A 20,327-nucleotide genomic window follows, 5' to 3' on the forward strand; every position below is an offset into this window, starting at 1 on the left:
CTTCCACATGTCCATATTCACAATATTTAGTTCAGGTAGCACTTCTTTTCCAGAAAGCTGATACAGCAATGTTTTTAGGTCCTTTTCACTCTGGCCTTCCTGCAGCTCCAGAATGTATTCCTTGTCACTGTCAAGCACAATTGTTGCGTAGTTATGCCCTTTCGTAAACGCTTTCTCGTCTATACTAATATTCTTAAAGGATATAGCTTCCCCGCGATTTAGCATGCCTTGCTCAACAGCATCTTCCATAATGCTTCTTATTATGTACGGGGTGGTTTTCATTATTTCTGCAACTGTATTTTGCACTTTAATTTTTTGCAACAACCTAATCGCTTCACTTCTAAATAGATAGGTGTAGCTTCTATTAGGAGGGGTAAAATTGGGCTTATAGGTCTTAACCTTGCCATCATGATCTTTATATCTAGGAAGCTTGGCTATCAGGTAGCATTTGTACTCAAACCAAGCTAAATGCTGCCACTCCCTTTCCGGGGCATAGTCATAAATGGGATACCATTTCCCATCAACTAGACAATCTGTCAACTGGTATTTTAAATAAATTCGAGTGATCTTCTCAGGCGAGGTCATCTTCTCCACCTGCACAATCGCAAACTCATCTGTTATACCCAACATCTCCTGCAAAAACATGTCAAATTCCATCCCGCAAATATGCACCTAAATAATAATGTAACCATTATTTATTTACGATAGCCACAAAATTTGGACTGGCATTAGGAGAATTTTTATGAGTAATACCATAACGTAAAACATGAGGAATATTATCAATATGAGTTATTCGATATAATTTAACGTCCTTCAGATCCATAGGTCCAGTTTATTGTTTCGTAATCGAGTCCAAATATAATTCTTTTAATAAGACATTAGCTGAAAATTAAAATTCGCTGTATATATCCTGACCCGAAAAAGCCCTGATTCTATTTTAATGATCTCTAACAGAATTTTGACAGACTTTAACTACAACATACTGACGTTTAGTGCTTAAGGAATCCAGTCCTGGGCACCAACAAAACCCTGAAAGGCTATAAATCTCTGATTTATGGCCTTTTTTGATATTCGAAATAACCCGCCTCTATCTTAGGTAATTCCTAAAGGAGTATATCACACGTTTGCGACGATAGTATCAAATACAATATTAGCTTTGAAAGCGATTCCAGATTTTCAAAAAAGGAGTACGATAAACTTGTTATAGTTGATACAGTATCATTAGTTGTAATCCAAAATAATTCGACAAAAGTCATTGCAAACTTTCATGCGAATGACACGCGATTACAAGTTCGAAAATAATTTTGTGTGATTATTGACAGTGTCCATAATCACTTATTTAGTTTAAAAAATAATGTGTCAGATAATCTCTTTGAGCTCAATTTCAAATTATTACCGGTAACAACCCACTCATCCGGATACATGACTCCAGTAACATAGTTGTCCAATTCAGGACCAAAATAGGGCAAATCGGAGGCAAATTCAGGCATTATAATCCTGTGATTTTTAAATTTAGCCTTTTGTTGCATAAAATAGTAAGTGGTTCCAACCCTCGCAGCATAATTATTTTCCCTGCTATCCGAAATTAACAATACAAGGCAGTCGCATGTTTTGTTTATATCCAATAGGGTGGTATCTCTATCCTGCCTGATATACCCTATCAGATGCCACTCCCCTCTCAATTCTTTAGGAGGTACAGAACTTTCAGTAGTTTTGGTACAGCCTAAACAAATACTTAAAAAAACACATACAATAAATGGGAACGTTTTTAAAGAATTCATAGTTTTTTATTTTAAGTCATTGGTGTCTTTATAACCTTAAGCAGCTACCAAAAAAACCATCATTTACTTTCAAACAAAAACAAACAGTTTACAACCGTTTATTAGAACGGGATTAACCCCTATTAACGTTACACCAAAATATCATAATTATTTCAAATTATATTTTCAAAGTATTGCCCTTTATATATTGTCCTATTATTCCAGTATCCGCTATAATTCATAAAGCTCAATAGGCAATCCATCGGGGTCATTGAAAAATGTATACTTTTTTCCGGTGCATTCATCAATTCTGATTGCCTCTGTAAACACATGCTTATCCGCTAAACTGGTTACTTCCTTTTCGATATTTTTTACAGCAAAGGCTATATGTCTGAGACCAGCTGCCTCCGGCCTGGTCATTCTCGCAGGCGGATCAGGAAAAGAAAACAGCTCAATTAAATACTGACCGTTTAAAGAAAGATCAAGCTTATAGGAATTCCGTTCTTCTCGGTAAATCTCCTGCTCTATTTTAAAACCTAGTATTTTGGTATAAAAATCTTTAGAGAGTTGATAATCCCGGCAGATTATTGCTATATGATGTATCCTTTCAATATGTATCATATTTCTTCTAATTTTTTAAAGTTATACGGGCCTGAAAAATAAATATTCAATCCAGATTCTGCCAAAACTAAAATCACAAACTCCCTAATTCCCTTCTTTCCCCAAAAAAGCGTATTGCTCAGTCAATAGCCCCGGCCGTATTTCAAATAATGGTCATTTTTAGCACCGATTTCGCTGGAATATCTGTAATTTTAGGGTTGTCAAGGGATGCATCCTTTGGCAAATTACATCTTTTTAATTGAGAACCCGCTTATGAAACGATATACGGTATTACTCGCCTTGGCTTTATTGTTATGTTTATGCTGCTATAATTCTTTCGGACAATATAGTAGCATGCATACACCGTATGGCAAGGTTAACATCCCTAACCCTTCTACAGGCACGACCTTTTTGCCATTTTTAAAATCAGGTAGTGGAAGCCCCAAGATGAAGGCGCTGGACTATACGGTTGTTTTAAATTCAGGAGAAATCTATAAAGGAACAGGCAAACTTCGTTTATATAAAGGAAAATATTATATTCAATTTTATAAAGGGAAAAAGCTCAGACTATTTAATCCGGAGGATACCAAATCCATTACCGCTATTACAGAAATGGGCAGAAAAATGGTTGGCCTTCCAGCTTTTAATGATTCCTGTTGGCTTTTTAAAACCTATGAAGGCAAAATCAATAAATATTCCGTAGCCCCTGAATGGGGAACACCCTATCCTGCGGCCATCCAAAAAGACCCTCAAATGCCGCCAGTTGAAATATCCAAGGAAAATGTCATGAACTTCGTCCAGGATAATCCAGAGGCTCTTGAAAAGGTTAAGAAAGGAAAACTACTGGACGCTGTCAGAATCTATAACAGACCGTAAACCTATTACAGCCATATAAGCGGATTTCTGACCGGCAGATTTCTAATTACTTCTTCCACAGTGGGAAAATGTTCCAAATGGCTCCAGCAATCCAACCATTCTCTCTGTCCAAATTCTTTGGCCCCGAAAAGCAAGGACGGCTGAGCAACAGGCCACTGATCCCAATACATCACATCCGGTTTCAATGGCCACTTGGATTTATCTTTTATAAAAGGGTACATAAATTCGATTCCTTTTCGAATTGACTTACCATCAGGCGTTTTATAGATCCATAAATTGTTTTGTGGCGTAGAAAGTAGCTGGCATATAGTGGCAAATGCATCCAGATTAAACAAAGAATATCCGTAGGGCTTGGTTCTCGCCATCTCCATTGGGAAGCTTCCACCAGTCGCCATTTGATTTGGCAATAAAACGGTCTTATATCTACTGCTGCAAAAATCCATCAACTTTTCATTTCCGGTAAAACGGGCAAAGCAGGCTACCTGCATCACCCAGCAGGTGCCGTGATTATTAGCGGCATTCATTTCATCTTTACCGTAAGGATGGGTTGTTACCCAATCCAGATAGGCGCTAAACCAATCTTTTATTTTTCCCAGGGCCACCTGATCCATATCAGGAGATTTTTCCATTACATATAATCCCTCGGCCACCTCCATTAACTGAATGGCATCAATAATACCTATCCCCCTGCCTGTCACCCTTCCCTTTATGGCCTGGGCATATAATAAATTGGGATGCATCATGGTGGCCGTATCTACAAACCATGCCCTGCAATGCTCCATCGCTTTTTTTAAATAAACCGAATTATGGGTAATTCGCCATGCTGAGGCTAAAGAGCCTACAATACGGCTCAGCCGGACCATGGCAAGTCGGTGTTTTACAAAATTATCAGGATTGGTCAGGCCATCTTTTTTAATATAAGGACTATCAGGACTTGCAGCATTAGGCCACCAATAATCTCCTTCACTATAAAAATCATGTATTCCGCCTGCACTTCGTTTACAGATATAGGATGTAACAGTTACAGGCTTTTCCTTCAAGGCCCTGCCCGCACGTTGTAATACAGCTTGTCTGAGTACAGATTCTGTTAAATGGTATACGGAAGTATCCGGCGTGACATGTTGCGCCCTCACTATCATTTTGCTGCTTAAAATCAGGATAAACAACAGCATTATCAACTTTCGCATATCTGTGGCTTTATCAAGTTTATAATGTTATTACTATAGGGAGACAAAGGCAACTGGCAACCCGTCTATTTTGGCACTCGCTACCGATTTCCCATTATTTGTATGAATCCTGATGATGGCCCTGCCATTGTAGAGCTGAACCCTTCTGGAACCGGAAGAAGTACCCAGATCATCTATTAAAGTGCCATCACCGGCAAGTCCGAACCGGATCCAGTTCTTAGCATCCAGACATTCAACCTGATTTACGTCATATACCTTTGCCTCAATAGTGGCTATACCATCTTTTTCACTAATTTTTTTGAGTTGCACCACTGCAGGTTTACCCCAGTTGTCTGTCTGGTAATCAAAATGAATCGTATCTGAAATACTAGCGCCTCCCTTACTTGCTTTAACAATGGCCTCGTAACTACCTTTGTGCATGGGTACATTCCATCTAAGGCCGGCAGCTGGAAAATTCTGACTATTACGCTTTCTCTTCCCATAAGATTTACCATTCACAAAAAGCTCCGCCTGATCACAATTGGAATAGACCTTGATCATTTTTTCCTCGCCGTCTTTACCCCACCTGACAGGCCAGTGATGGCCGTATATATGTGCCATAAGTTTATTAGTCCAGTATGACTGGAAGACATAATAAGACTCTTTTGGAGTCAGATCCCTTTCAACAACCCCTTTTTGATTCATATAAGGAATCGGATTGTCCGGTCTCACGGGTGTTGAGAAATCTTTAAACACCCACATGGCAGCACCCGTCAGCCATGGCATTGTTTCCTGTTCCTTTAGATGCCAGTCAAATAAATTACAGATATAGGTTTCGCTCCAGTCACCATCCTTTGAGGCACGGGCTGCACCTCCGTATAAGGAAGCATCTCCTGCCCTTTCATCAGCAGCGCCTGTTGCTTTAATATTCTGCAGTCCCTTATCTGGATTTTCAGAATTTCGTCCGGCATGGCTGTCACCTCCCCATTCTACGTGTAAAAAGTGATCCACTTTATCAAATTCTGTTTTGGTAATTTCTTTGTATTCAGTATAAATACCCCTATACCAGCCCGCCCAAATAGAAGGAGAATACACATCTACAATATCACTGGCAAACTCACAACGACGAATCGCGGTTTTTCTGGAGGAATCTAATTGATGGGCCAGATTATTTAACTCAGTAAAATATGCTCTGATCTTTTGTTTGTCAAATTCAGCAAAATCATTTGGCCAGTCATTTTCATTACCTAGACCCCAGATAATAACAGCAGGATGATTATAATGCTGTTCTATCATATTGGTTAACATACGCTTGCCCTGTGCCTGATAGACAGCCCCCCCTAAACCTCCCCGGCACCAGGGAATTTCTTCCCAGACCAAAATTCCCAGGCTGTCACATAAATGAAGTATAATCGGAGACTGCTGATAATGAGCCAGGCGGATAAAATTCACACCCATATCCTTCATCAATACCATTTCCTCACGCATTTGACTTTCCGTCATTGCGGCACCCTGGCCTGCAAAATCTTCATGTCTGTGCGTACCTCTCAGAAGCAGTCTTGTACCATTAAGTTTAAAAGGTCCTTTTTTTACAAATTCAAAACTTCTGAATCCAACAGGAGTGATACTGATATGGCTACCGGCCTTTGATGAGATCTTTGTTTCCAGACTATACATCCTTGGAGTCTCCGGAGACCAAAGCTTTGGATTTTTAATATCCAAAGTTGTTACCTCTTGATCACCATTAAACAGATTCATTGTTTTATTGAAGGAAGCTACAACCTTTCCATCAGGGTCCTTTAAGCTTACAGACAAATCACCTGCTGCTATATTGCCGGGATTATCAAATCTTACTTTTACCGGCAATTTTGCACTTTTTAAACCGGCAGTCATTACCGGATCAGCAAAGATCTTATCAATATATAAACCCGGTTCATACACAAGGTTAACATACCGATATAGCCCGCCATACAAGTTAAAATCTGACAAGTCAGAAGGCATCATTTCCAGATCACGACTGTTATCACATCTGACTGCTACAGGAATCTTGCCTTTAAAAGCCTTAAATAAACTATCGTTGGATTTAAAACTATTTACAGCGTCCGTAATATCTACCGTCCATTCATCATACCCTCCGACATGGCTCCCCACTTTAGTAGTATATACGTACACTTCCGTTTTCTGGCCGGCCCCTTCAAAATGCAGCAAGGTTCTTCCTGCTGAATATGGATTACTGATATTCAGCTGCGTTTTATACCACATGGGACCTTCATAATAATTTACATCCGGATCTACCGCATCTCTTGCATTCACGCAATGCGGCAAACTTACCTGGCTCCATAATGGAACCGTTTCAGGGTCACCCTGCTTAGCCGGCCTCACGGCCTCCCAGATGCCTCCTAAATCTTCCCTTAAAAATGACCAGCCTGTGTTCAGCCTGCGAGACTGCTGCCCGAAGGATAAGTTGTAACCTAATAAAAATAAAACAGCCAATAAGTACCTCATATACGGGATTGAATAATTTAAATCGAAACGGACCGCCTCCGCTGTGTCCGATTGGAAACGATTTCAAAAAATAAAACTAACATCAATTACCCCCTAAAACTAAAGCAAAAAGATCAGTTGTTAGTTAATTAATTCCGCAACCGTTTCCGTAGTTAGGTTATGGTCCATAAAAAATGTGTCCCTGGTCTTTTATGAGTTACGAGGACACATTTTATAGAGATAAAACCTTCTACATACATTCCAATACCGTACAATTATTTGGGGCCGACTATTACAGGGAACCGCTTGACATCCTGAAGTCTATGATAGCTTACGTATGAGATGACAAGTAGGACCATAAAGATGACTGGAGATAACAAACTGGATGTCCACCCGTCAACGGCCGCATAGGCTATAAAAGCAGAGATAAAATCAATCCCGAAGGCAACATAGGTCCATTCCTTGATTCGCGGGGAAACAGGGACAATCAACAGGATACCGCCAATAATATGGCCTATACTTACTTCCCACCTGAACCATTCCGGCAGTAGGAGATGTTGGGTTCCCTGTTTGGCTATTTCACTATTGATAAAAAAGGCGCCAGATAATTCAAATAGCGCAATGATCAAAGTCGTTACCCAATAGGTAATCTTGACCGACTTGTTGTTTTTTGAGGTCGTTTCCATATTTCGATTTAAGATTAATAAAACAAAAAAATACTATTATAGAAAAATGCTTCCCAACGACGAACCATTCCCCGTCAGGCCCTTTTATTCAATGATTGCCAAATAGTTAATAATTGCTTTCTATGGCGGTCCATATGAAATCCTGCAAAACCAATCAGTTCATACCGGGTTAACCGGCCCAATTCCGGAAAATCCATACCCTGACACACCAAGGTTAGATCCAAATCCCTGATATCTTTTAATAAAGCCTGCTCTGCTTCTGTGGTCGCGGTCCGAATAAGGGTCCTGGATATATATTCGGTACCAGGGCGTAATATCTCTGCAGACTTCCCCTTAACATGCATATCCTCCATCCCTCTTTTTAATATTGCAATGTTTTCATCTGCCGATCTTGGGCACGCCTCAACCGGTCCATTTACCAGCTGGTGGATAAGGGTCAAAGATTTCACCACATGGCAACCCACCTGTGCTGCTGACCAGTTATCTGCATTTATCCGCTGATTAAAGACTGTTTCATCAAAATCATACAGCACTTCCACAAAATTTCTTACTGCCTCCAAAAGTTGAACTTCTAACTGATATATTTTTTCTTGTGTAATGCTGGCTATCATAATATAACTGCTCCTGTTTAATCAATAGAAAATAACCACTGTCTGAATACTTACCCGGTGGCGCTATGGGAAATAGATGCTACAACAAAAATAAATGCTTTTCCCTTTATTCAAGGGTGGTAATTACGGCAATCTAAAAGGCCTTATACGACATCATGATCAACTCTCAAAACAGTCATCCGATCAGCAGACAAAGTACACTTAATTGATTCTCAAAATATTAATTAAAAAAAGCGTCAATATTTTTACAAAGGGCCAGATATGACATCCTTTTCAGTAAGATGCTGAAAACAGTATTTTTACCAACTATTTTCTAAGTGCAATTGAAGTTATATTGCTGTAAGCCAGACTATCAGACAAGGGCTGGACCATACCATTTTTCCACAGTCTCCCATATTGTAAACCGCCATCCATAAAATTACCCACTACATATATATCCTCACCATTTACTGCAATATCGTTGGCCGTAAAACCTGGCAAATGGATTGTCTGACCATTTTGCCAGCTAAGGGCTGACCAGTCAATATAGGTTTGGCCGGCCACATACACCCCTGTATCCGTTACCGCCATTTTATTCGCCGAAGTAAAATCATTCAGAGGTGCATATAATTCTCCATTTTTAACTACACAAGGCAGGCCGTAATAACTATCGCTATTATAACTACAAACAATATAGATATCTTCCCCTTTAACAGTCATATCGAATGCAGTTATAGCATAATCCAATGTCGAGCGTACTCCGTTTTTCCAAAGCGAGGGAATCACATAATGATCCTGAATAACTGCCCCCATGATATACATGTCTCCACTCGTGGTAAAACCGATCGCCTGAGCAGCTCCTCCTTCGGGTCCTTCGTCCAGTTTCTCTGATTTCCCGTCCACCCACAACGCCGCATATTGCTCCAGATCAGTGCTTGTCATCATACCCGCTACATATACCTTATGATCATGTACGGTAATATCCGTCGCTACTGAGGGTGTACGAAACTCGCCTTCGGTATCCATCGTATCCACAAGTGGAATTAATTGACCGTTTTTCCAGATAACGGCGCGGGCATCTCCGTTTTGCAGCTCAATAGCCCCTGCTATATACACATCTTCCCCATCTAAAGCAATAGCCGTGGGACTCGAAGATACGCCACCGGGTAACCGACTGGCTACCCCATTATGCCAGAAAGTGGCATAATCTCTCTGGGTGGACATTTCATACTCTGTTCCCACCATAAAAACATCCTTAATCGTATCAGTCTCTACGGGCACTGTCGGAAGGGTATCTACTGGAGGAGTCACAACAGGCGGTTCAGGTGCATTATGATGTTTCGTACAGGCTAAAAATCCCATAATAAAGATCGAAAGTATCCATACCTTCAAATGGCCATATTTAAGCATAAACAGTTCAATAAGATGATGTATGACTGAAAATCAGTATTTTAAACATCAAACTTAACATTCTTATCCCATTTGGAAAAATAATTCTTGGACAACAGAATATCCCTAATAGAACAGGGGCCGTCTTTCAGGAATATTTCCCTAAGACCGGCCCCATTCACCCTTTTATCTAAAATCCAAAACTTAAATGAATATTTATTTGTCGCTTTTTACTGAGCGTCCAGCATCACCACACTATGTGCAGGCAAATTTACAGTCAAAATCTGGTTCTCCGGGGAACCAGATAATTTATAATCTGCAAATCCGGTTGTTTTAACATTCCCAGGCTGTTCAAATGTATTGATGGCCGTCACGGTCTTTGCGTCCAGAAGTTCTCCGCTTACTTTTCCATATTTGGTATTTGTCAGATCCACGGTAACAGTTCTAGCCTTTTCTGCGTCCAGGTTCACCAGACTGATGTGCATCACACCTGCTTTATCAATGGAGGCTGATCCGTTAATCGCGTCAATGGATTTACCATCGACTGTGTAAGCCGGGCTGATTAAATGGAGCGGCACCAGCTTACCACCCTGATGTTTTTTATACATCTCGAACACATAATAGGTGGGTGTCAGAATCATTTCATCGCCTTTCGTAAGTATCAGTGACTGCAATACATTCACGGTCTGAGCCAGATTGGCCATTTTTACCCTATCTGCATGATTATTAAAGATATTAAGCGTGGTAGCTGCAATCAACGCATCCCGCATGGAATTCTGCTGATACAGGAAAGAAGGGTTTGTTCCAGGTTCTGCATCAGTCCAGACACCCCATTCATCCACTACCAGAGCTACTTTCTTCTGAGGGTCATATTTATCCATGATAGCAGAATGTTTGGTCACCAGATCTTCCATATGCAGGCAGTTTTTCATGGTATTAAAGTATTCTGCTTCCGTAAAATCAGTCGCAGAGCCTTTTTTGCCCCAGCTACCTGTCGGAATTGTATAATAATGCAGACTGATTCCCCACATCATTCCGAGAGGAATACCTTTCATCAGAACTTCCGTCCAGTGGTAATCATCTGAGTTAGCGCCGCTGGCAATTCTTTTTAAAGGAGCATTCTGGTAACTTCTGGCAAAAGTGGCATACCTGCGGAACTGATCCACATAATATTCCGGCGTCATATTTCCACCACACCCCCAGCTTTCATTGCCAATGCCGAAAAACTGAACGCCGTAAGGCTTATCTACACCATCCTGCTTGCGCAGTTTAGTCATCGGACTCTCACCGTCAAAGTTCAGATACTCCACCCAATTGGACATCTCCTGTACAGTGCCGCTCCCCATGTTACCGGATATATAAGGCTGGGTATGCAACAGATGGCATAACTGCATAAATTCATTCGTACCAAAGCTATTATCTTCTGTAACGCCGCCCCAGTTAGTATTTATCATTTTAGGGCGCTGTGCCGGATCTCCGATCCCGTCCATCCAGTGATATTCATCCGCAAAGCAGCCTCCCGGCCACCTGAGATTGGGAATCTGTATTTTTCGCAGCGCTTCGACAACATCCATACGGATACGTCCTTCTTTTTTAACTTTTGCATCCTTAGGCACCCAGATACCTCCATAAATGCCTCTTCCTAAATGCTCGGAGAACATCCCGTAGATATTGGGATCTATTTCTGTTTTGGCCTGGCTGGCATCCAGACTCACGACTGCTTTCTGAGCAGAGGCGCCTAATACCAGACAACCCATCAAAATCGTCAGCAATTGTTTTTTCATTTCAGTTCTTGTGTTATTGCGATAATCAATCGCAGGTTAATCAATTCAAAATAATTAATACAACAGTAGTTGGCCCGGTATTAATTCACAAAGACGGTCTGCAACATTAGGCGCTTTTTCTGGGCGTTCTATTAACGGCCTTGTCCGCATCAGTATTCTCTTTTTTGTCCGTTTTTTTCTTGACTTTATTTTTAAACTTTGGCCGATAGACAAAATTCAAAAAGGTATTAAATCCTTCTTCATATTTTTCATTATCCAGTTTATAGAAATAGGCTCCCTTTTTTGAATTTAATTTATCCCTTTCCTTTAAACGAACGAGTAACCCGGTGGAACGAATTTTCTTAAAGAAGTTCCCGGGATCAAATTTGGTATCATAAAGCTTTTCATAAAGAATCTGAAGTTGCGGGATCGTAAATTTATCCGGTAACAATTCAAAGAGTAAGGGGTGAAGAGCCGCTTTATAGCGCAACCGCTCTTTTGCCATCTCCACCATTTCATTATGATCAAAAATCAGTTTAGGCACTTCTTCTGCAGGCACCCACCTGGCCTGAAAATCAGCACTCATCTGGCTCTGATAGCTTTTAATATCAATTAAGGCAAAATAAGCCATTACGGAAGTTCTGGCCCCCGGATCTCGCGCCGGATTACTGAACAGATGTAACTGCTCCATATAAATCCCTTCCAGACCGGTGAGCTCATGCAGGACCCGGATAGCAGCGTCTTCGCTGCTTTCCGTTTCTCCCACAAATCCGCCCATCAGACTCAGTCTGCCCATGCAGGGTTCAAAACCTCTTTTAATGACCAGGAGCTTAAGTCCCTCCTCATCAAATCCGAATATGATACAGTCTACAGCCAGCAGAAGTTTCTTGCCGCTATATTTCCTTTTCTTTTCCTTTATCTTCGGGTTGTCTTTTTTGATCTGGCTCTTTTCTACCTTTTCCAATGTATTGATTTTGGATAATTTGATCTCAATTAATTACAGTATTACCTTATCTACTACCAGAACTTCGCATATAGAGCGGCGAATAACATCATGATTACTACAATCAGCACTAAAACGCTAGGCTCAACCTTATACATTTTCCGGTCAATAACAAAGGCTTTAGGATTGACTTTCGGACTAAACATGCTGCAGATCACCATCAGCACCACGGTAAATCCAAAGGCCAGGCCCATACAAATCAGAAATGGTATCTCATAGCCGCCATGTCCGTTAGGATATGCCGTATAGAACCAGGTATTATTTCCAAGCATGGCCGGTGCAAACTCATTAAAGAATACACAAAGCACAAATCCTCCGACAATACCTACAATGGATGCAAGACCATTCGTTCTTTTCCAGAACATCCCCAGTAAGAATACCGCCAGTACACCCGGGCTGATAAATCCTGTATATTTCTGTATAAAGGTAAAGCCGCCTGCACCGCCGATGCCAAGGATATCATCCCAGGTAAAGAACAGGCCAATTGCCATAGAAATCACCACCGCAATACGGCCTATCCAGACCATTTTCTTATCAGTCGCTTCTTTATGGAAATAGTTTTTATAGATATCCAGCGTATAAATTGTGGAAATACTATTGGCCTTTCCTGCCAGGGAGGCAATAATGGCTGCGGAAAGTGCCGCAATAGACAGCCCTTTTAAACCATTAGGCAAAAAACCTAATACGGCAGAATAAGCATGATCCTTATGCCCACCCAGATCCGGTAAAAATCCTTTTTGGTACAGCACATAAGCAGCAATACCAGGAAGCATGACCACAATCGGGGTAAACATTTTTAAAATACCCGCAAACATCAGCCCCGTGCGTGCAGTTTTCAGATTTGCGCCCAGCGCTCTTTGGGTAATGTATTGGTTGGTTCCGAAATATTCCAGGTTCACAATCCACTGACCAGCGATATACATTAGGATGCCGGGTACAATCAGATACTGATCAATGTAATGCTGGGAGGAGCTGGCTGTCGGTTTAGAATAAATTAAGTGGAAATGCTGCGGCGCAGCGTCCATCATTGCCTTGAATCCCGCAAAAACATCTTTTCCCAGCCCGAACTTTTCACTAACTACCTGTAAAGCAAAGTAAGTGGTGGCCAGACCGCCGATTAACAGCATGGCCACCTGAATGGCATCCGTATAACCGATTACCTTCATGCCCCCAAGAGCGATCAGTACAGAACAAATTGCAAAAATCACCATAATCAGATGCAAAGACTGCCCCCCTACCAGGGTATTAACAGCCAAGGCGCCCAGGTACAAAATGGAAGTAATGTTTACAAAAACGTATAACATCAGCCAGAATATGGCCATAATCAAAGCCACCGTTCCATTAAACCTTCGTTTAAGGAACTGCGGCATGGTAAAAATCTTATTTTTTAAGTAAATCGGTAAAAACCAGACGGCTATAATAATCAACCCTAAGGCTCCCACCCACTCATACACCCCTACGGCAATTCCCACGAAAAAACCATCTCCGCTCATACCGATAAATTGCTCAGCTGAGATATTGGAGGCAATAATAGAAGCGCCGATTGCCCACCAGGTGAGCGAGCCCTCAGCCAGAAAATAATCATGGCTGCTTAGGTCCTTATTTTTCCTTTTACGATAAATCCACAGTCCATAAAACGTAATCAGTAAAAAATAGGCAACGATTATGATATAATCAATATGGATAAGTCCACTTTTCATGTGTCTAATTTGTTAGTTGAGGGCTTTCCCCCTGGTGAATGAATATTTAACGGTAATATGCCTGAGCGAATTTAAGTTCTTTCTTGATTTGACGAATGGTGGTATCCTGGTCAATAACCACTGTCTCAATACCGGCGATATCTGCAAAATCCTCAATCTGTTCCATGGAGAGGTTTTGGCTATAACAGGTATGGTGCGCACCACCGGCAAGTATCCAGGCAGCACAGGCCGTCTGAAAATCCGGTTTGGGTTTCCAGATAATACGGGCAACCGGCAATTTAGGTAAAGCCTCTGTAACATCCACGCCTTCCACCGCATTTGCGACAAGACGGAATCTGCCTCCCATATCCACCAAACTGGAAGCGATGGCCGGGCCACCGCCTCCGTTAAATACCAGCCGAACCGGATCTTCTTTGCCGCCTATGCCCAGCGGATGTATTTCACAGCTGATTCGGCCCTTAGCTAAAGTCGGGTCTACTTCCAGCATATGAGACCCCATAATCTTTGCATCTTTTGGATCCAGGTGATAGGTATAATCTTCCATAAAAGCATTCGCCCCCGGAAGCCCTGCTCCCATTACCTTCATGGCACGTACCAGGGCAGCCGTTTTCCAGTCACCTTCTCCTGCAAAGCCGTAACCGTCCGCCATGAGGCGCTGAACGGCAATACCCGGCAGCTGCCGCATACCATGCAGATCTTCAAAAGTATCGGTGAATCCTTTAAAATTACCCGCTTTTAAGAACTGACGAAGCCCCAGTTCAATTTTCGCCGCTTCTTTTAAGGCAGCACGCTGTGCACCTCCATTTTCTAAGGAGGCCATCAAATCATAGCTATCCTCATATTCCTGAATCAGTGTGTTTATTTCTTTATCAGAAATCTCATTCATAATAGCGACCAGGTCTCCGATCCCATATGTATTTACAGAAAACCCAAGTTTGGCTTCAGCAGCAACTTTATCACCTTCTGTAACGGCGACATAGCGCATATTGTCTCCAAATCTGGCAAATTTGGCCCCTTGCCAGTCAGCCCATCCGGCCGCAACCCTGGCCCAGTCTCCAATTTGCTGCTGTACACTTTCATTCGCCCAGTGACCTACGACAACCTTACGGTTGATGCCAAGCCTGGTGACGATAAAACCAAATTCCCTATCCCCGTGCGCACTCTGATTGAGGTTCATAAAATCCATATCCATGGTGGACCATGGGATATCCTGATTAAACTGCGTATGTAAATGGAGTAAAGGTTTACCTAAAATATTAAGCCCCCTGATCCACATCTTGGCTGGGGAAAATGTGTGCATCCAGGCAATAAGACCTATCACATTTTCATTATTATTGGCTTTTTGGATCAATTCATAGATCTCGTCCGTGGTTTTCACCGTGGGCTGCCAGACAATTTTGGCAGGTATCACACTGGCTGCATCCAGGGCGGCAGCAATCTGCTGACTATGGCTGGCCACTTCTTTAAGCGTTTCTTCTCCATATAAATGCTGGCTACCGGTCACCAGCCATATTTCCCGGTTTGTATCGTTAAGCATAGATTTTTGTTTAATGATAATATTTTATAGTTATAAATAGATTCAAATTAAATCCGGGCCTGGTGCTACTGGCCGTAATAGGCACCGCTACCGTGTTTTCTTTCATAATGCTTCTTAATCAGGGCATCTTTTAATCTGGGTGCGTCAGCATTGATTTGTCTGGTGAATAATGCCATTTTAGCAACCTGCTCTAAAACCCCGCTGTTATAAACAGCTTTTGCTGCATTTTTACCCCAGGTAAAAGGAGCATGGTTACCCACCAGAATCATTTCCATTTCTTCATAACTCAGACCCCGTTCCTTAAAGCAATCCATAATCTGAAAACCGGTCTGATACTCATAATCCCCTTGTATCATTTCATCTGACATCGGAGGGGCACAAGGAATATCCATGGTATTATGGTCAGCATGCGTAGTCCCGAAAATAGGGATATCCAATCCTGACTGTGCCCAGGAAGTTGCATATGTAGAATGAGTATGTACCACACTGCCGATTTTATCCCAGTGCTGATATAATACACCATGCGTTTTCGTATCGGAAGAGGGCCGCAGGTTTCCTTCCACCACTTTTCCTTCATAATCAACGATGACCATTTTATCCGGGCTCAGCTCTTCATAAGGAACACCGCTGGGCTTAATGGCAAAAACAGCTTCGCCGCGGTCCACCACACTAACGTTACCAAAAGTAAACAAAACGAGACCTAATGCAGGTAGCTGCATATTGGCCTCGTATGCTTCTTGTTTAATGGATAAGTATTTTTGCATAATAATATTTTAATAGTAAGATTAAATAAAGCTTCATCAGCATCGGGAAAACTAGTGACCGGCGGTTTGCGCCTCCACCCAGCCTCCAAGGCTCTGATACTGCGCATACCGCTTATTATATAATGTATGCCTGCCCTGATCAGGTATATAAGGCGGATCAAAGCCTTGTCCCATTGCAGCCATGGCATCTTCAACTTTCGTAAAAATGCCCGCTGCCGTGGCGGCAAACATTGCAGCACCGGTCGCACAAGTCTGTTCAGAGCGGTGAACTTTAATAGGCATCCCGATAACATCCGCCATGGTCTGCATAATAAAGGCAGATTTTTGTGCAACACCGCCCATTGCAATGAGTCCTTTTACTGCAATACCTTCTGATACGAATCTTTCCACAATTGCCCGAGCACCAAAACAGGTAGCTTCTACCAGTGCCCTGAAAATTTCCGGGGCATCCGTACCCAGGTGCAGCCCGCTGATGGCAGCCGTGAGTGCCTGATTTGCATCCGGCGTTCTGCGGCCGTTTAGCCAGTCTACAGCAAGGATACTGTTTTCTGTCACCGGTCTTTTGCTGGCTTCAATGGATAATTTCACCAGTAAGTCTTTTTCCATTTTTTCCAGTTGCTCTTCCGGGAGTCCCATATTTTTAGCGGGCCATAATAACAGGTTTTTAAACCATGCATACACATCCCCGAATGCACTTTGTCCGGCTTCCAGTCCAACCATGCCTGGGATGACGGAACCTGGCACCTGGCCACAGATACCACTGACCTGAATACCATTCATCTCTGATTGCGGTACTACCATAATATCGCAAGTAGAAGTTCCGATAATTTTACTGAGCATATAAGGTTCTATTTCCGCCCCTACGGCTCCCATGTGGCAATCAAATGCCCCAATGCCAATAACGACATCCGTAGAAAGCCCTAATTTGTCAGCCCATTGCTGGCTAAGGGTACCAACGGCCTCTGACGCCGTATAAGTCCGGTCAAATAGACGATCCGAGAACCCATCCAGCAAAGGATCGATGGCTGTAAAAAAACTATTAGGAGGTAACCCGCCAAACTCAGCCGCATATAACGATTTATGCCCCGCAGAACAGACCCCTCTTTTCAGATTTTTTATATCTGTTCCTCCGGTGAGTAAAAATGGAATCCAGTCACAATGCTCCACCCAGCTATATATATAAGGTCTGATTTGTTCATCTGTACGTAACACATGTAATAACTTAGCCCAGAACCATTCTGTACTATAAATCCCCCCTACATATTGCAGGTAATTGATTTGCTGTTGCGCGGCCACTTCATTAATACGGGCAGCTTCCTGGATGGAAGTATGGTCTTTCCATAAAACAAACATGGCATTAGGATTCTGCTCAAAACCGGGCTTTAATGCCAGCGGCGTACCTGTTTCATCTACTGCAACCGGAGTGGACCCTGTGGTGTCCACGGAAATACCTCTTACATAACCAGCCGCATCAGGGCCTGCTTTTTCCAGGACATCTTTAATCGTGGTAGTCAATCCTTCAACATAGTCTAAAGGGTGTTGTCTGAACCGCTGATTTTCAGCATCACAATACTGGCCGGCCGCCCATCTGGGATAATAAAATACACTGGAAGCCAATTCTTTACCACCTGCCGTATCCATCAGGACGGCACGGACAGAATCGGTTCCATAATCAAGACCTATTACATAATTGTAATTCATACAAATATAATTATGAGTAAAATTTTTTAATTGTAAATTTAACTATTATTACCAACTCACAAAAAAAATATCTAATTTTTTTAAAACAATATAACTATCTGATTGATTACCAATATTTAAATTATTTTCCTGCTACGAGGCTTGGTTGTTGCAATTCTCTTAAACTCTCTATATATTCACTTGGCGCCTGGCCCATGACCGTCTTAAAGACCCGGTTAAAATTAGTAATACTATTAAAACCTGAACTGTAGGCAATGCTGGAAATACTCTCAAATGAACCTGAAGAGAATTGTTTTCTGGCTTCCCCTATTCGAATCTCATTTAAAAACTGGACAAAAGTATGCCGGGTGTGTTTCTTAAAGAACCTGCAAAAGGCCTGTGGCGTCATATAAGCCTGGGCGGCAACATCCTCCAGGGTAATCGGTTTATCATAATTATGCAGGATATAATTATAAATATGGCTGATTCGAATGCCGTCTGTTTCCGTTTTGACCATTCTGGGACCTTGCTTGGATAAAATAGTATGATCACTGATACTGCTCAGCTTTTGCAATAGCTGAATAAATAAAATCGTGGATTTAGTAACGTCCTGTGTTTTATATAAAGCGTCCATCATCCGGGAGACTTCCGGAACATGACTACCGGGAACCTGAATACCATATTGGGCCTGATCAATAAAGCTGCGTAAATGTTTGAGTTCAGGAATTCCCAGTAATGTATTGCAAATGACTTCAGGATCAAAAAATACATCTAAAGAACAAATAATTCTCTCTGAACCTTCCTCAAAATAAGCGGCCGGGCTTTTAAATAAATGCGGCTGTCCACCCCCTATAATAAAAATATCATTATGAGTAAAGCTATGGATATTATGGTCCACCATCAGGGTACCTTCACCGTGCTGTACCCAGGTTAACTGCATCTCCTTATGACGGTGCAGATAGGGGTAAAAATGAGGTAAAATATCCATTCTGGTAACGATGGTCTTGTCATGACTGACCGGTACGGTAAACTGCAGCACTTTCATAATTAGGGAAATTTAATGTGAAGGAATCATTACCTTATTGCAATCACTTGCTAATGCCAAATTAACATCTTCTTTTTAGATAACACGTAAATTACCCCTAAAAAGTCAAATTTTGCATATATTCGGTTAAAATCCGATAAGTGAGACTGATATTTTGTGCCATTTTAAGCTTTTACTAGCATTTAATACCATTCTTCTACCTGGTTAATATCTGAATAGTAAACAACAAAAAGCGGGAATATACCTTCAAAACCAGCCGGTAATTTTACAATCGTGAATACCTTACTTAGATAGGGGACTTTATTTACTCTTAAAATCATATTAAACTATGGCAATAGAATGGAAGGGTGTATTTCCAGCAGTAACCACAAAATTTAATGAAAAAGATGAGCTGGATCTGCCATTATTTGAAAAAAATCTCACCGCTCAGCTTAGTGCCGGGGTGGCAGGAATTATCATTGGCGGGTCACTGGGAGAATCCAGTACGGTAAGTGTGGAAGAATTATCAAAATTAGTAGAAAGCGGATTAAAAGTTGCGGCAGGCAAAGTGCCTATTATCGTAAATATTGCCACCGGCTCAACTAAAGAGGCCGTAACACTGGCCGGTAATATTAAAACCTGGGGAGCACAAGGTATTATGCTACTGCCTCCCATGCGCTATAAATCTACCGACAACGAAACCGTGCAGTTCTTCAGAACCGTCGCAGAGTCAACAGATTTACCCATATTACTCTACAATAATCCGGTGGATTATAAAACAGAAATCACGCTGGATATGTTTGAACAGCTTCAGGATATCCCGAACATCCAGGCGGTAAAAGAGTCCACCAGGGATGTCTCTAATGTAATCAGAATGCGCAATCATTTTGGAGAACGTTTTGCAATTTTGTGCGGCGTTGACACGCTGACCTTTGAAGAACTTTCCTCTGGCGCTGATGGTCTGGTAGCAGGTCTTGTTTGCGCCTTTCCGAGGGAAACCGTCGCCATATATAAATTTATTAAAAATAACCAACACGACAAAGCACTTGCAATTTACAGATGGTTTATGCCTTTATTGGAATTTGATATTACGCCGCAACTGGTCCAGTATATCAAACTGGCAGAGGTATACACAGATCTGGGAAGTGAGATTGTCAGAGCACCTCGTTTACAATTAAGTGGAACACAAAGAACGGAGGCTATTCAAATTATAGAAACTGCCTTAAGAAACCGTCCTTTGACGCTTGTTGAGGAAGGTCTTGCCTTATAGCAGTCAGTTAAGCAGACGCAATATATTTCCGTAAA

18 protein-coding genes are annotated in these 20,327 nt (G+C 41.8%); 2 read left to right on the top strand and 16 right to left on the bottom strand.

What is annotated here, in order from left to right; translation table 11 throughout:
• The 4 genes from BLU80_RS11180 to gloA2 form a co-directional block, all read right to left on the bottom strand.
• Positions 1-657, bottom strand: a 657-nt coding sequence (locus BLU80_RS11180; RefSeq protein ID WP_139188133.1) for a transposase, incomplete at its 3' end; no start/stop codon positions are given.
• A gap of 34 nt (positions 658-691) precedes the next feature.
• Positions 692-823: a DarT ssDNA thymidine ADP-ribosyltransferase family protein gene (locus BLU80_RS20120; protein WP_139188134.1), complete on the bottom strand. Its 132-nt coding sequence runs from the start codon at positions 821-823 to the stop codon at positions 692-694.
• Positions 824-1,331: 508 nt separating this feature from the next.
• Positions 1,332-1,781, bottom strand: a complete 450-nt coding sequence (locus tag BLU80_RS11185) for a hypothetical protein (RefSeq protein ID WP_091398173.1) — start codon at positions 1,779-1,781, stop codon at positions 1,332-1,334.
• Between the two features lie 210 nt (positions 1,782-1,991).
• The gene (gene gloA2 / locus BLU80_RS11190) at positions 1,992-2,381 is read right to left on the bottom strand and encodes an SMU1112c/YaeR family gloxylase I-like metalloprotein (protein ID WP_091398175.1); all 390 of its coding nucleotides are present in this window, start codon (positions 2,379-2,381) and stop codon (positions 1,992-1,994) included.
• A gap of 252 nt (positions 2,382-2,633) precedes the next feature.
• On the opposite strand from gloA2, the gene BLU80_RS11195 reads away from it, so the two are divergent.
• Positions 2,634-3,236, top strand: coding sequence for a hypothetical protein (locus tag BLU80_RS11195; protein WP_139188135.1), 603 nt, complete (start codon positions 2,634-2,636; stop codon positions 3,234-3,236).
• Positions 3,237-3,241: 5 nt separating this feature from the next.
• Here the strand turns inward: BLU80_RS11195 and BLU80_RS11200 are convergent, their stop codons facing one another.
• The 12 genes from BLU80_RS11200 to BLU80_RS11255 all read right to left on the bottom strand — a co-directional run bounded on the left by BLU80_RS11200 (position 3,242) and on the right by BLU80_RS11255 (position 19,043).
• On the bottom strand, positions 3,242-4,423 hold the full coding sequence (locus BLU80_RS11200; RefSeq protein WP_170831215.1) for an alginate lyase family protein: 1,182 nt from the start codon (positions 4,421-4,423) through the stop codon (positions 3,242-3,244).
• A 33-nt stretch (positions 4,424-4,456) separates the two neighbouring features.
• Entirely contained in the window at positions 4,457-6,907 is a 2,451-nt protein-coding gene (locus BLU80_RS11205) for a glycoside hydrolase family 2 TIM barrel-domain containing protein (protein ID WP_091398183.1), read from the bottom strand.
• Between the two features lie 254 nt (positions 6,908-7,161).
• The gene (locus BLU80_RS11210; RefSeq protein WP_091398186.1) at positions 7,162-7,572 is read right to left on the bottom strand and encodes a DoxX family protein; all 411 of its coding nucleotides are present in this window, start codon (positions 7,570-7,572) and stop codon (positions 7,162-7,164) included.
• Positions 7,573-7,646: 74 nt separating this feature from the next.
• Positions 7,647-8,183 (bottom strand): DinB family protein, encoded by a 537-nt coding sequence (locus BLU80_RS11215; protein ID WP_091398189.1) that lies wholly within the window; start codon positions 8,181-8,183, stop codon positions 7,647-7,649.
• 306 nt (positions 8,184-8,489) lie between these two features.
• Positions 8,490-9,554, bottom strand: a complete 1,065-nt coding sequence (locus BLU80_RS11220) for a hypothetical protein (RefSeq protein WP_091398192.1) — start codon at positions 9,552-9,554, stop codon at positions 8,490-8,492.
• A 227-nt stretch (positions 9,555-9,781) separates the two neighbouring features.
• Positions 9,782-11,335, bottom strand: a complete 1,554-nt coding sequence (locus BLU80_RS11225; RefSeq protein ID WP_091398195.1) for an alpha-N-arabinofuranosidase — start codon at positions 11,333-11,335, stop codon at positions 9,782-9,784.
• Positions 11,336-11,441: 106 nt separating this feature from the next.
• Complete coding sequence (locus BLU80_RS11230; RefSeq protein ID WP_244518880.1) at positions 11,442-12,278, bottom strand: NUDIX hydrolase; 837 nt, start codon at positions 12,276-12,278, stop codon at positions 11,442-11,444.
• 53 nt (positions 12,279-12,331) lie between these two features.
• Positions 12,332-14,017: a sodium:solute symporter family transporter gene (locus tag BLU80_RS11235; protein ID WP_091398198.1), complete on the bottom strand. Its 1,686-nt coding sequence runs from the start codon at positions 14,015-14,017 to the stop codon at positions 12,332-12,334.
• A gap of 46 nt (positions 14,018-14,063) precedes the next feature.
• Positions 14,064-15,554, bottom strand: a complete 1,491-nt coding sequence (gene araA / locus BLU80_RS11240) for an L-arabinose isomerase (RefSeq protein ID WP_091398201.1) — start codon at positions 15,552-15,554, stop codon at positions 14,064-14,066.
• A gap of 65 nt (positions 15,555-15,619) precedes the next feature.
• Positions 15,620-16,318, bottom strand: a complete 699-nt coding sequence (locus tag BLU80_RS11245; RefSeq protein WP_091398203.1) for an L-ribulose-5-phosphate 4-epimerase — start codon at positions 16,316-16,318, stop codon at positions 15,620-15,622.
• Between the two features lie 51 nt (positions 16,319-16,369).
• Positions 16,370-18,019, bottom strand: coding sequence for a ribulokinase (locus tag BLU80_RS11250; protein WP_091398206.1), 1,650 nt, complete (start codon positions 18,017-18,019; stop codon positions 16,370-16,372).
• Between the two features lie 121 nt (positions 18,020-18,140).
• On the bottom strand, positions 18,141-19,043 hold the full coding sequence (locus BLU80_RS11255) for an AraC family transcriptional regulator (RefSeq protein WP_091398208.1): 903 nt from the start codon (positions 19,041-19,043) through the stop codon (positions 18,141-18,143).
• 328 nt (positions 19,044-19,371) lie between these two features.
• On the opposite strand from BLU80_RS11255, the gene BLU80_RS11260 reads away from it, so the two are divergent.
• Positions 19,372-20,292 carry a dihydrodipicolinate synthase family protein gene (locus BLU80_RS11260; RefSeq protein ID WP_170831216.1) on the top strand — a complete coding sequence of 307 codons (921 nt, stop codon included), beginning with the start codon at positions 19,372-19,374 and terminating at the stop codon, positions 20,290-20,292.
• The last annotated feature ends 35 nt before the right edge of the window (positions 20,293-20,327 follow it).

The organism is Arachidicoccus rhizosphaerae, from assembly GCF_900107765.1.
In the GTDB taxonomy this organism is placed as follows: Bacteria; Bacteroidota; Bacteroidia; order Chitinophagales; family Chitinophagaceae; genus Arachidicoccus; species Arachidicoccus rhizosphaerae.

Excerpts from the sequence above, each read along its gene's own strand:
- araA (WP_091398201.1), bottom strand. The coding sequence starts at position 15,554 with ATGCTTAACGATACAAACCGGGAAATATGGCTGGTGACCGGTAGCCAG.
- BLU80_RS20120 (WP_139188134.1), bottom strand. The coding sequence starts at position 823 with ATGGATCTGAAGGACGTTAAATTATATCGAATAACTCATATTGATAAT.
- BLU80_RS11250 (WP_091398206.1), bottom strand. The coding sequence starts at position 18,019 with ATGAATTACAATTATGTAATAGGTCTTGATTATGGAACCGATTCTGTC.
- BLU80_RS11225 (WP_091398195.1), bottom strand. The coding sequence starts at position 11,335 with ATGAAAAAACAATTGCTGACGATTTTGATGGGTTGTCTGGTATTAGGC.
- BLU80_RS11200 (WP_170831215.1), bottom strand. The coding sequence starts at position 4,423 with ATGCGAAAGTTGATAATGCTGTTGTTTATCCTGATTTTAAGCAGCAAA.
- BLU80_RS11245 (WP_091398203.1), bottom strand. The coding sequence starts at position 16,318 with ATGCAAAAATACTTATCCATTAAACAAGAAGCATACGAGGCCAATATG.
- BLU80_RS11235 (WP_091398198.1), bottom strand. The coding sequence starts at position 14,017 with ATGAAAAGTGGACTTATCCATATTGATTATATCATAATCGTTGCCTAT.
- BLU80_RS11260 (WP_170831216.1), top strand. The coding sequence starts at position 19,372 with ATGGCAATAGAATGGAAGGGTGTATTTCCAGCAGTAACCACAAAATTT.
- BLU80_RS11210 (WP_091398186.1), bottom strand. The coding sequence starts at position 7,572 with ATGGAAACGACCTCAAAAAACAACAAGTCGGTCAAGATTACCTATTGG.
- gloA2 (WP_091398175.1), bottom strand. The coding sequence starts at position 2,381 with ATGATACATATTGAAAGGATACATCATATAGCAATAATCTGCCGGGAT.
- BLU80_RS11215 (WP_091398189.1), bottom strand. The coding sequence starts at position 8,183 with ATGATAGCCAGCATTACACAAGAAAAAATATATCAGTTAGAAGTTCAA.
- BLU80_RS11255 (WP_091398208.1), bottom strand. The coding sequence starts at position 19,043 with ATGAAAGTGCTGCAGTTTACCGTACCGGTCAGTCATGACAAGACCATC.
- BLU80_RS11195 (WP_139188135.1), top strand. The coding sequence starts at position 2,634 with ATGAAACGATATACGGTATTACTCGCCTTGGCTTTATTGTTATGTTTA.
- BLU80_RS11205 (WP_091398183.1), bottom strand. The coding sequence starts at position 6,907 with ATGAGGTACTTATTGGCTGTTTTATTTTTATTAGGTTACAACTTATCC.
- BLU80_RS11185 (WP_091398173.1), bottom strand. The coding sequence starts at position 1,781 with ATGAATTCTTTAAAAACGTTCCCATTTATTGTATGTGTTTTTTTAAGT.